Below are 11860 nucleotides of genomic sequence, written 5' to 3'. Positions count from 1 at the left end.
CAACCGCAAGAAATTTGCGGCTGTTTTTGATTAACACTCTGTATTTAAATGAGATTAAAAGCTTTCGCTAAACAACTCACTATTCAGCAATCATCGCCATTAGCGCGGGTAGAAACTCTTTATCTAATGCAGCGATTTCGCTTTGCTCGACCAGCACTTGATTTAGAATTTCATGGCTGGTGAGGGGGTTGGCGAGTACTACGCGAAACACCACGGTCGCTTGTCTAAAATAGCGGGCGGGGGAGATGCGGGTGCGGGAGACGAAGGATTTGCCCTGTTCGCGCTGGTGCTTTTGAATAAACTGGGTAAGCCCATCGAGCAGTTCATTAAAGCGGGCAAGTTTTGCAGTGTCACCTTGCTCAATCGCCACTTGTATCGCGGCTTGCACCTTGGCGGGCACATAACGATAGGTTAGTAGGCAAAGTTCAGGCTCAGTAACTAGCTCAAAATCCTTATGGGCTTTGATTTGTTCGGCAAAATAACGGGCTTTTTCAATGCTGTTATTGATTAAGATTTCATAACCATCGAGGCCGATGATCTGTAAGCAAGCGTGCACTAACATCGCCATGCCGGGGCGCGAACCTTCCAGCGTTTGACTGCCTAAATCCTTTGAACCACGGCGCAAAATATATTCTGCATGGTGGGCAATGGCGTGGGCAAACTCGGGGTTTTTAAATAACACCATGCCAGCGCCCATAGGCACATACATCTGCTTATGGGCATCAATAGTCACCGAATCAGCAAGTTCGATACCTGCGAGTAAGTGGCGGTATTTATTGGATAATAAACTCGCACCTCCCCATGCTGCATCTACATGGAAATGGCAATTTAGCTCTTTTGCCAGCGCAGCTAACTCAATCAGCGGGTCGACATTACCGGTTTCAGTTGTACCAGCCACGCCAACAATGGCCAATACCTTGATATTTTTACGGGCAAGTTCAAGCGCCGCTTCGCGCATCTTGGCGATATCGACTTTATTGTGGCTATCCGTGGGAATACTAATGATATTATCGCGACCAATACCGAGCAGATCGACCGCTTTACCTAGGGAGTAATGCCCGCGTTCCGAGACCAAAATCGCTAAATCATCATAACCATAATAGCGCAGCGCCTTGAGTAGCCCTTCGCGGGTAACACCTTTAAACTCACCATCTGCCTTTAATAATTGGTTACGGGCAATCCACAGCGCCGTGATATTGGCAACCGTACCGCCTGAACAAAAAGCCCCGAGGGAATGATTCGCACTGTGCATCCAGCTTTGATAAAAATCCGTGTCTTGGGCGTAAATCAAGTGGTGCATCATGCCGAGCACTTGGCGCTCAAGCGGTGTAAATGCCTTAGAAGTTTCGATTTTGACCAGATTTTGATTCAGACCTACCATCATTTTCGACAGGGGCAACACAAAGTAAGGCAGGGCCGATGTCATATGACCAATAAAACTTGGCGCAGAGGTATGTACCGAATGCGCCACCAGATTTTGCATAATTTCATCGGTGTAATCGGAGACAAAACGAGGCTGAGTTGGGATCTTAAAGGCTTGAAAATCGGTTTCGATTTCCGACAAAGGTTTTTCGAGCGCGGCAATGCTGTCACCCAAAAAGCCTGCTAAATCCTCGGAAAGCTTCTGCTCGATAATACTTAGCGTCGATTCTGCATCTTCGGGCACGGTAAATATACGCATTAGGCTTTCTTCAGATGCCGTGGCTTGACGAGGGAGTTTTTGGGTCATGGGGCGTGCCGTCTATTAATTTTTATAGTGAAACCGTCAATTCTTCCAAAGAGGACAATGAAACCTAGGACTCTTAAATTCAATCTAACGGATTACCAAAAAGGGAGCTCACTTTACTGCAAGGTCTTTTAGGCATCAAGTAATAAATACAGACGATGCTTCAGGGGTTAAATGGCTAAGGCGCCATTGTGACGCCTTGAAGCTGTGATCAATAAGTTCTTCTGGTCTCTGAGTTAACCCCTTGGAATGCCTTGGCCTAACACAATCACTGAGGCGATATTACGTGCAGTATTAGAAAGATTTAGTTTGGCATTTGCCAGTACATCATCAAGCGGACTTAAGTGCGGGATGATAGGAAAAATCGCTGACATTCCTTGCTCTAGAACGGCATTGGCATTCTCCCCTAGGCAGCCAGCAATACCAATCGTTGGGATCCCTTGAAGTTTGGCCTGTTTTAAAACCCCCATTGGGGTTTTGCCAAAAATGGTTTGTCCATCGATGCGGCCTTCGCCTGTGATCACTAAATCGGCACCGCGGATTTTGTCAGCAAGACCTACGGTTTTCATCACAATTTCAACACCGGGTTTCAGTTCTGCATCTAAAAAGGCCATTACACCAAATCCCATGCCGCCTGCCGCACCTGCGCCAGCTTGTTCACGGTGATCCTCTGTGGCTGTGGTTGCAAACACATTGGCATAGTGGGCAAGGGCTGCATCTAACTGTTTAACCATTTCAGGTGTCGCGCCTTTTTGTGGGCCAAAAATCGCCGAAGCACCCCGTTCGCCGCACAGGGGGTTATCTACATCGCAGGCGACTTCAAAGGTACATTCACGGAGTAATGGATGGGCGTTGGTCATATCAATGCTGGCAAGATTGGCCAGCGCTGCGCCGCCAGAAGGGAGGCTTTTACCTTGGCTATCCAGCAATAGAATATCCAGCGCCTGAGCCATACCCGCGCCGCCATCGTTAGTGGCACTGCCGCCTAGCCCTAAAATGATGTGCTTTATCCCCCGATTAAGCGCATCACAAATTAGCTCGCCCGTTCCATAACTTGTGGTGATAAGTGGATTACGAAGCTCCCTTGGCACATGGTGTAGCCCAGAGGCAGAGGCCATTTCAATGACGGCAATTGCGCCTTGATGGGGTTTGTTATTTGCGTGACTATTTAAACCATTACCGAGAATGCCATAGTGAGCTTGTACTTTATGCCCAAGTGGCCCCATGACTTCTAGATTAACAATACTGCCGCCTGTGGCATCGACCATAGACTGCACTGTACCTTCGCCGCCGTCGGCAACGGGAATTTTAACTATGTTACATTCGGGGATCACCTGTTTAATACCTTGCTCTATGGCGTTGGCGACATCGAGTGCACTTAAGCTTTCTTTAAATGAATCGGGGGCGATAACTATCTTCATTAAAAATCCTACAGCTTTTTGGGCGCAGTCACGCGCCCAAGGATGAGATTAGCGCTAGATTAGAGTAGCACTAGGCTTAGAATATAAACGGTAATCATGGCGGTGACGCCTTGAATAAGGGTTGCCATGGTTTGGGCTTTATAGGCTTGCTTAACGCTCATACGACTAAATTGAGTGACAACCCAGAAGAAGCTGTCATTGGCGTGGGAAACCGTCATCGCACCTGCACCAATCGCCATAACCGTCAGTACTCGGCCCATCTCGCTGCCAAGACCAATATCGCCAAGCATAGGTGCAACCAAGGCAGAAGTTGCCACTAACGCCACAGTAGATGAACCCTGCGCCGATTTCAGTGCCGCGGCGACGATAAAGGGCATAAAGATACCGACCCCAAGGGCTGATAGTGAGGTACCTAAAAAGTCACCAATAGGGGTAACTTTTAACACAGCACCAAAGGCGCCGCCGGCTCCCGTGATTAAAATAATCGGGGCTGCGGTGACAAGTCCTTGGCTAATACGTTCGCTAAATTCACTGATTTTATTTTCGCTTTTTAATAGCGTTAAGGATAAAAACAGACCAATAAGCAGCGCATTAACGGGTTGACCGAGGAACACTAGCACATCAAACAGGGTTTCTTTGCCTAATGGTGCAGAAGGGAAGTTAGCAATAGAGCCTAAACAAATTAACAGGATAGGCACAAAAATAGGTGCGAAGGCCTTTAGTGGACTAGGTAGCGCGCCATAGCTTTGTTTCAGTGATTCATAATCTTCTAATTGTGTTTTTAGCTCATCTGCGCCTTCACCATCTGGCTCAACGCCAGCAAAACGGTTTGCCCACCACATCCCTGCGAGTGATGCTACCGCTGCAACAAATAACCCGACGCCAATCACTAAGCCTAAATTTGATTCTAAGCCTAAGTTACCGGCTGCTGCGATAGGGCCAGGTGTCGGTGGGACAAAAGTGTGGGTTGCATATAAACCTGTGGCTAAGGCAACACTCATCGACACGCTTGAAACCTTCATACGGTTAGCCATCGATTGCTTTAACGCGTTTAAAATGACAAAACCCGAGTCACAAAAGACCGGAATCGACACCAGATAACCGATAATCGACATGGTTAATGTCGGAAAGCGTTTACCTAATACTTTAATAACCACATCGGCCATGGTAATCGCCGCGCCGCTTTTTTCGAGAATAATGCCAATAATTGTTCCTAAAACAATCACTAAGCCTATATAGCCTAAAATATTACCAAAACCCGTCGTGATGGTTTTGGCGATTTCTCCGCTGGGTAATCCATAGGCGAAAGCCGCAATAAAGGCCGCGAGGATTAAGGTTAAAAAGGGGTGTAATTTAAATTTTGAGGTCGCGATAACAATAAATGCGATCACGCCGATAAGAATAAGCACTAAGTTCATAGTTTGTCCCGTTCAGTTCTTGGCTGAGGTTTTGACTGATATTGTAGGGTGCATCTCTGATTTGGGCATGAGTCCAAATCCGGGGTGCTTTAAGGTCATCCTATTATTGTGCAGGCATATTTGAATAGCTTTGGTTAAACCCACGGAATTACCGAGTTATCCCGCCCCATTTTTGTGCGTGCGCACAAAAATGGGGGGATGAATATAAAGAGAACCGCTGAAATGTTGTCGCTTATGAGTTAATCCCCGTTGTCGTGCTAACAATGGGGATTAATGTGGGATTGAGTGGCTGAGGTTATTGCCTGCGAATAAATGACTCAACATAAGCGGCAGTACGGGCATTGAGTATAGGATCGGCCGACGCGGTAATTCCCTTGGGTAATAACAGCGGGTTAAATATGCCTTTATCGCATTGCATCACTTGGGGATCGCTGTCTCTTTCACCATTAATTATCACTTGGCCGACCAACAAGCGCTGGCGAGTCTCAGGCCAGATCACGGTTGGGTCATTAATCTCATCGCCCGCTTCGGCAAGTTGAATATAGAGGTTCCATTGTGCTGGTTGGGTTTTAATGCGCTCGAGTAATTCAGCTTTTAAAAAATCATCACTGAGATCCGAAAGCTCTTTGGCACTGAGGGCGGCAGTACCTGCCACGGGCTCAAAAATCCACTTACCCGCGACCGTTTCACTGTGCTGAGCACCACCTTTTTGGGTGGTAAAGAGAAAACTGTTTACGCCAAAATAACGGCTATTGGCAAAACTTGGGCTAGGTGGCAATTGCTTTAGGTAATCGAAAAAGGCTTTAGCATCGGGCTGATTATCGATAAGCCACTGCCGACCTTCGGCGCCTTGTTTCACCTTGGTCTGAAAGGTAAAAAAATCCTCAAGATTACTGGCAAAAAACACTGGGACGTTAGTCGTCACAAAATTGAGATTCTCCTTTTCACCATCAATTTTGAGGGAAAGAAAGCGTCCAGGAGTTTTATCGGAAATCTGTGGATTTGTTCCTCCAAGGGAAAAGCGTGCGGTAACTTTAATCGCCTCTTGCTGAAAAAAAGGAATATCTAAGGTTTTTTGCAATTGTGGATCTGGCTTAAAAGTGCCTGATGTACAAAATCCTTTCGCATGATTACGCAGCTTTACTGCTTTTCCCGCTGCTCGACTGGCGGCATCGGGTGTACCATTGACGGCATCGACTAATTCAGGAATGGTTTTTTCAGCAGCACTGAGTATCGGTGAAATCAAGGTAAAACCTGCAATAATGCTCGCTTTGACAAGTAACGTGAGTGAGTTCGGGTTCATGGTCATTCCTTTCTATAAATTGAGTCCGGATGGCTCTGACCCAATAAGAAAGGGGATACGGTATAAATCTTTCAATCGACCCATTATTTTTACTTACAGGCTTAGCCTATTTTAGTTTTACGGATTACCCCGTGTTTTTTGAAGAATCAATAAGCTGCCCGAGATACAGGCTTAGCAATCCATGTAAGGATTGAATATCGGCTTGGGTGATTTGTTGAATTTTATCGAGGCGATACCTTAGGGTATTACGGTGAATAAATAAGGTGTTAGCACATTGCTGGGCATCACCGAAGTGGGTGATATAGGCGGCTAAGGTTTTACGTAATTGACCGTTTTTATCCGCTTTTGCAAGTTGTTGATAAGGCGTTGCCAGTGCTTGGCCACGCCAGTCATGTTTAAGCCCTGAAAGCAGTACTTGCAGTGAATAATCTTCGAACAGGTATTTATTCCCTTCTGGGTTGAGTTGTTTACCCAGTGCTAAGGTTTCCAATGCCGTTTGATAGGAGCGTGCAATACCGCCGTTTTCGGGAAAAAAGTGGCCTAGGGCGATTTTAAAATTAAGGTTCATCTGCGCGGGTAAGCGCTGGAGCAATCGATCTATACGTTGATTCTCAAGCTCTGGATCCCACTGTTTTCCATCTAAAAAAGCGGGTTTTAAAATCACAAGCTGCGACATGGAGGTCATGGCTATTAAGTTGCCACGATCGGGGTATTGAAGTAAATGCAACACTTGCTTAAGGGTTTCACCGACCCTGTGGTTACGATCATCAGTAGCATTCACTTGAAGGGTATCCGCTAAGTCAATGGCAAGGGGATCTGAGGGCCGTTTCGGTATTTTTATTGGCGTACTTTTCTCACTGATCTCTATGATAGCCGCGACTCTTGGCATACTCATATCAATATCAAGTTGTTTTGCCCAGCGATGTAACTGCCTATCATCGGTTTCTGCTTTGATAAGCTGCAGGATAAACTCTTCTCTTTGGCGATTTTCCCATTGCAGTTTATCTTGCAGGTTGGCTTGTTCAACAATCATTTCGGCGGTCATTTTCAGTAATTCGCCGTAATGGGTTAGCTCGTTAGGATCGCCTGTTATACCGACAACACCGATAATTTGTCCTTGATAATGCAAAGGTAAATTGATACCGGGTTTGACACCATGCAGACTTGCTGCGACCTCTTGGCTTATCTCGACATTGCGATTTTGGGCAATTGCCAATAGTGCGCCCTCGTGGATGGAACCTATTCGCTTAGGATCCCCTGAGCCTAATATCATCCCTTGGCCATTCATCACATTGATATTGTGACCAATGATTTTCATGGTGCGACTGACAATTTGTTTGGCTATGGCTGAATCGAGAAGATACATAAAAGGGCCTAGTCTTGCTGCTGTAATAGGGATAAAACACGCGCTCTTAATCTCGGTAACTGATCTGTTTCAAACTCAGGATGTTGCTTAAGCCAACGGTTATTACGTGGGCTAGGGTGAGGTAACACAATATACGTTGGCCAACATTGTTGCCATTGCTCAGTTGCTTGCGTCACTGTGATGGACTTTTGTTTGAGTTTGCGAGGTGTGTGCGTTGCCGTATCTAGTTTATCCAGTGGCGTGGTAGATTCGGTAAAAAGTTCGCGGGGAAGATGATAATCGATGGCATATTGCCCTAGGATCACTATCAGCTCAATTTGTGGCATTAATGCTAATAATTGAGGATGCCAAGTGGCGGCGCATTCGGGGCGGGGTGGTTTATCACCTTGCTTCTTACCGTTTCTTTCAATACTGCCAGGGAAACAAAATCCCATAGGAATGATGGCAAAAAGGGCTGGATTGTAAAATTGCTCCCGAGTGACATTTAACCAAGAGCGTAGCCGCTCACCGCTAGCATCGTCGAACGGGATGCCTTTATCGTGGGTTTTAATCCCCGGTGCTTGGCCTGCAATTAAAATTCGCGCTTGGCGACTTGCTTGTAATATGGGTTTAGCTGCTAAGGGCAAATGGGCTTGGCACTGATTGCATGCCCTTATCTTTGCTAATAAAGATGTGATGGATGCTGAATTTGGCATACTTGTACATGCACCTTGAGTGGCTATTTTCATTAGTGTTGCAGCATGATAACTGTTTGATAGAGCCAATAAATCAATAGTGTGTAACCTAGTGCTAAACCAAGATAGCTTAAGAGTTTAGGCATTTTACTTGGCGTAGATGCAAGGCAAATATGGGCAACGACAAGCGTAAAAAAACACAAAGGCGGGATTAAATAACTTAATAAAAAGAGAATGAGTGCGCCGATACTTAAAATCCAGTCAGCATTGCGGTTGGTGACTTTATCAATTTTATTCAGTTGTAATGGCAGTAATATTAAGCCTGTGCCAACACAAATAATGCCAAAGTTAAGGGCAAAGTCGCTCCATCCTCGATGATCATAAAGGGCCAGTACTAGGCTAATAATGGGGATAAGCGATGCGCTTAAGACATGACCATAGGTAAAACGCTTGCTACGATACTTACCAGCCCAAAAGAATAACCCCTGTAAAAATAAGTTAAGTAAGGTAAAACCACCTAATCCTAAAATGATAAAAATACTGGCAATACCGCCAGAGGCGTCAAAGGCTGAAGCGGGTAAGGGTAGCAGGCTTAGGCACAATAACGTGGGCAATGATGACAACCATTGATGTGGGAAGATGGAAGACTTAATTTGCATGGGCTCAAACGATTAACCAAAAGATTGAATTAAGATCCGCTAAAGTGAGCTAAAACTCAAGAAATATGGTTTTTATCAACGGACTTTCACTCCAGAGTCTGATCTTATTCAAGATTTTTGCTTGTCGTAGCGCTTAAACAAAAGCCCGCAAAATGCGGGCTTTTGGATTTAAACATATTGAGCGTTAGAGTTTGTAGCTCATGCTTAGCATGATCATCTGTGCCGTGTAGTCATGGCTATTGCTGCCAAAGCCTACGACGTTCCAAATGCCATCAACAGCGATATCATTCGCGGCGTCATTATCTTTATAGTTCTCAACTTTATAATCTAAGCGCCAAGCCATTTTCTCGGTCGCTTGATATTGAGCATATAAATTAATGTTATGTACTTTGGCAAAATAATCACCATAGTCGCCAGTGATACCTTGTCTTACTTGAGTGTTACTGTCGGAGTTTGAATAAGTGTAATCCAATCCCATACGTAGCTTGTTCTCAAGTAAATTGTTGTAACTAATGCCAGCACCAACGACATCAACCTTATCTTCGATATAGCCTGTCCAAGTTGGATTGCTGTAATTGCTGGTGCCCGCTTGTTCAGATTCAATGATTTGGTAGTTGTAGAACGCCGTTGCCAGTAAGTCAGTGGTGATCATATAACTGATATTGGCATCATAACTGGTGTCTTTTGACTCCGTTAAACCAATTACTGTGTCGGTATAATCATCAAGCGCATAACGGGCACCAACATCAATGGTTAGACTATCGATAGGCGTGTGGGTGATACGTGCTTCTACTTGGGTTCTGTCACGGTCAGCCAAATTATACTTACGTAACAGGCTGTTGGTTTCAGAAGATGTCCATTCGGAGGCTTGATACTGCGAGCCATCACGTTGGCCATAGCTGCCTTTTACCCACATGTCCCACATCTCAAAGCTATTGACTCTAAAACGTGCCCAAACGGTATTCTCATCCGTGGTCTCACGGTCTTGATAATTACGTTCGTCACGTTTGAAGTCATAACCGCCATCAAGCTTCATGCCTTGGGTAATACGGTAATCTGCCGCCACTTTAAAGCGTTGGCTACGATTATCGTAAGGTGTGTTATAAGCCACTTTACCGTTGACATTATTGATGCTGATCTGCGTCCATTCTTCAATCTGGGTATTATTATCGCGGTCGTGGTAGTCGTAACTGCCGCTTAAGCGCAAGGAGTTAGTGACTTTACTCACTAACTTCAAGTTCATACCGAGAAGATCAACTTTGGCATCAACCGCTTCGGTCGGGATCTGAAAACCATAACCAGACGTTACTAGCGCTTGATCTTGGCTCATTTGTCCCGCAAGAAGACGGCCAGATACCACATTGGTATTGTCATTATATTGACCCATCAATGACACAGTATGTGACTGGTTATCAGGATCAAGGGCTATCGATCCTTTGGTTTGAGCACCAAAAGTGGGGTTGAAAGCACTGTCAAAATTTAACTGGTTGTACTCATTTTTGAAAATAGAACCATTATAGTTAAGTGCAGTAAACCAACGATCACCCTTAAGCTTAATACCCGCTTCAATGGTGTCTGTGGTGTAATCCACAGGCTCTGCTAACATCATGGATTGGTTAAAGAAACTACCAGATGCTTGTTTTAATCCGGTTTTTTCTTCACGCATGTAGTTCACATAGGTGCTCCACAGCGATTCGCCTTGATACGCAAAACCCAACCCCATACGTTCACGTTTGAGTGACAGTTCGAGTGAGTTCAGATTATCCATCAATAACGGCATTTGGCTGCTAGAACCAGCAGTAATCCAATTGCTTGGCAATGTTAAGTTATTTCCACCAATACCTGAGTAAGGTGTTAAGGCGTTATTGGTGTCGTAAGTCGCAATTTGGCGGTAATTAACATTAACATTGTACTGGCCAAGTTTGCCCGCATTAACGTCTAAACGCCCGCCATCCATGCCTAACTGGTAGGCATCAATGTTGGCGCGATAACCTTTTTCACCACTGTAGGCTAAGTCAGCGTCAAATTTGCCTGCGACTTCATTTGAGGTGCCAAAAGCATTAGCCGAGCGAATATCATCCTCGCTGTTATAACCAACGCCCACACCCACAGTACCAGATACGCCCGTTTCAACGATGCAGCCCTTACAGCTCCATGCTGAAAGTTTGACCTTTTCAGTGTTGGCATTAGCAATGCCATAACCATCAGCAGCAACGGCAAACCCGGTATTTGCTAATAACGCCAGAGTGATCAAATTGAGTTTAAATTTCATTTTCTCTTCTCCTTAGCGCTGTAATAGCTTGCCAGATGGATGGTTTGAACCATGAACCTGACTATGGCAATTTAAGCAGCTTCTTCCACCCGTAAAGGCATTATCACCCACGTTTGAGCCTAAACCAGTGTTTCCTAAATATGGATTACTGGCGTGGCCGTCGCTGGCATGACATTGCTGACACAACTGAGGTGCGCGGGTTTTTAGCATGGCATCATTCACACTACCGTGAGGATTGTGGCAAGTGACGCAATTTTCAGTAACGGGTGCATGCTCCCAAAGTTTTGGGCCGCGTTTTTCAGCGTGACAGGCATAACAGGTTTCGTTGACGCTAGGCTTATTAAGATCGGAATCCGTCATGCTCCCATGGGGATTATGACAATCGCTACAGGTCATTTGAGCCCATTTTAATGGATGACTTGAGCGTTTATTCATATCTGCTTTTTGCTTGGTATGGCAGCTAGTACACACTTCCATCTCAGTGTTTTTTGATAACACAGGATCTTTGGCTACGTGAACTTGGTGACAAGAGGCACAGGCAACATCGGCATTGTCATGGTGACCACCATTCCAAGACATACGTTTGTCATCTTGGTGACAGCCCATACAGACACTGTTTTGTTTGTCGGCACTTAAGGTGGATTGCTTACCGAAAGTGATCATCGGTTCATTGCCACCTTTATTGTGATTCCCCATTGGACCATGACAGGCTTCACATTGTAGGCCAGCCATTGGGCTCTTAGAGGAATCAATCGCACCATGAACACCTTTGAAGAGGTCCATGACTTTTTCAGACTTTTTGTGACACATTAAACAAGAATCCGCCCCTTTAGGAGAATAACTCCCTTCAGCGAACTTTTTATCTAAGGTGGCTTCGACTTCCTTTGGCGTCATTTTTTCATCCCACTTCGAGGCATGAGCACTCGGAGCAAGACACAATGACATGACTACCGACATCGCCAAAGAAATGGCAAGTGTAGGTAGTAACTTTTTCATTCTTAAGTTGTTCTTCATAATAGGC

At 45.3% G+C, this 11860-nt stretch carries 9 protein-coding genes; all 9 read right to left on the bottom strand.

Going from position 1 to position 11860, the window contains the following annotated elements; translation table 11 throughout:
* Positions 1-79 precede the first annotated feature (79 nt).
* On the bottom strand, positions 80-1729 hold the full coding sequence (gene panP / locus SPUTW3181_RS13765) for a pyridoxal-dependent aspartate 1-decarboxylase PanP (RefSeq protein ID WP_011789911.1): 1650 nt from the start codon (positions 1727-1729) through the stop codon (positions 80-82).
* A 233-nt stretch (positions 1730-1962) separates the two neighbouring features.
* Positions 1963-3147 carry a glycerate kinase gene (locus SPUTW3181_RS13760; RefSeq protein WP_011789910.1) on the bottom strand — a complete coding sequence of 395 codons (1185 nt, stop codon included), beginning with the start codon at positions 3145-3147 and terminating at the stop codon, positions 1963-1965.
* 59 nt (positions 3148-3206) lie between these two features.
* The gene (locus tag SPUTW3181_RS13755; protein ID WP_011789909.1) at positions 3207-4565 is read right to left on the bottom strand and encodes a GntP family permease; all 1359 of its coding nucleotides are present in this window, start codon (positions 4563-4565) and stop codon (positions 3207-3209) included.
* 295 nt (positions 4566-4860) lie between these two features.
* Positions 4861-5868, bottom strand: a complete 1008-nt coding sequence (locus tag SPUTW3181_RS13750) for a catalase family peroxidase (RefSeq protein ID WP_011789908.1) — start codon at positions 5866-5868, stop codon at positions 4861-4863.
* A 124-nt stretch (positions 5869-5992) separates the two neighbouring features.
* Complete coding sequence (locus SPUTW3181_RS13745) at positions 5993-7234, bottom strand: sugar diacid recognition domain-containing protein (RefSeq protein ID WP_011789907.1); 1242 nt, start codon at positions 7232-7234, stop codon at positions 5993-5995.
* A gap of 8 nt (positions 7235-7242) precedes the next feature.
* Entirely contained in the window at positions 7243-7929 is a 687-nt protein-coding gene (locus tag SPUTW3181_RS13740; protein ID WP_011789906.1) for a uracil-DNA glycosylase family protein, read from the bottom strand.
* A 32-nt stretch (positions 7930-7961) separates the two neighbouring features.
* Positions 7962-8567, bottom strand: a complete 606-nt coding sequence (locus SPUTW3181_RS13735) for a hypothetical protein (protein WP_011789905.1) — start codon at positions 8565-8567, stop codon at positions 7962-7964.
* Positions 8568-8751: 184 nt separating this feature from the next.
* Positions 8752-10839 carry an MtrB/PioB family decaheme-associated outer membrane protein gene (locus tag SPUTW3181_RS13730; protein WP_011789904.1) on the bottom strand — a complete coding sequence of 696 codons (2088 nt, stop codon included), beginning with the start codon at positions 10837-10839 and terminating at the stop codon, positions 8752-8754.
* 12 nt (positions 10840-10851) lie between these two features.
* Entirely contained in the window at positions 10852-11853 is a 1002-nt protein-coding gene (locus SPUTW3181_RS13725; RefSeq protein ID WP_011789903.1) for a DmsE family decaheme c-type cytochrome, read from the bottom strand.
* Between the last annotated feature and the right edge of the window lie 7 nt (positions 11854-11860).

It is taken from the genome of Shewanella sp. W3-18-1, assembly GCF_000015185.1.
Taxonomy (GTDB): domain Bacteria; phylum Pseudomonadota; class Gammaproteobacteria; order Enterobacterales; family Shewanellaceae; genus Shewanella; species Shewanella putrefaciens.
The sequence above is the reverse complement of the archived record's forward strand: the minus strand, read 5'-3'. Positions and strand labels throughout refer to the sequence as shown.

What these genes read in the sequence shown, in the direction of transcription:
- SPUTW3181_RS13725 (WP_011789903.1), bottom strand. Translation starts at nt 11,853, where the DNA reads ATGAAGAACAACTTAAGAATGAAAAAGTTACTACCTACACTTGCCATT.
- SPUTW3181_RS13750 (WP_011789908.1), bottom strand. Translation starts at nt 5,868, where the DNA reads ATGAACCCGAACTCACTCACGTTACTTGTCAAAGCGAGCATTATTGCA.
- SPUTW3181_RS13760 (WP_011789910.1), bottom strand. Translation starts at nt 3,147, where the DNA reads ATGAAGATAGTTATCGCCCCCGATTCATTTAAAGAAAGCTTAAGTGCA.
- SPUTW3181_RS13745 (WP_011789907.1), bottom strand. Translation starts at nt 7,234, where the DNA reads ATGTATCTTCTCGATTCAGCCATAGCCAAACAAATTGTCAGTCGCACC.
- SPUTW3181_RS13755 (WP_011789909.1), bottom strand. Translation starts at nt 4,565, where the DNA reads ATGAACTTAGTGCTTATTCTTATCGGCGTGATCGCATTTATTGTTATC.
- SPUTW3181_RS13730 (WP_011789904.1), bottom strand. Translation starts at nt 10,839, where the DNA reads ATGAAATTTAAACTCAATTTGATCACTCTGGCGTTATTAGCAAATACC.
- panP (WP_011789911.1), bottom strand. Translation starts at nt 1,729, where the DNA reads ATGACCCAAAAACTCCCTCGTCAAGCCACGGCATCTGAAGAAAGCCTA.
- SPUTW3181_RS13740 (WP_011789906.1), bottom strand. Translation starts at nt 7,929, where the DNA reads ATGCCAAATTCAGCATCCATCACATCTTTATTAGCAAAGATAAGGGCA.
- SPUTW3181_RS13735 (WP_011789905.1), bottom strand. Translation starts at nt 8,567, where the DNA reads ATGCAAATTAAGTCTTCCATCTTCCCACATCAATGGTTGTCATCATTG.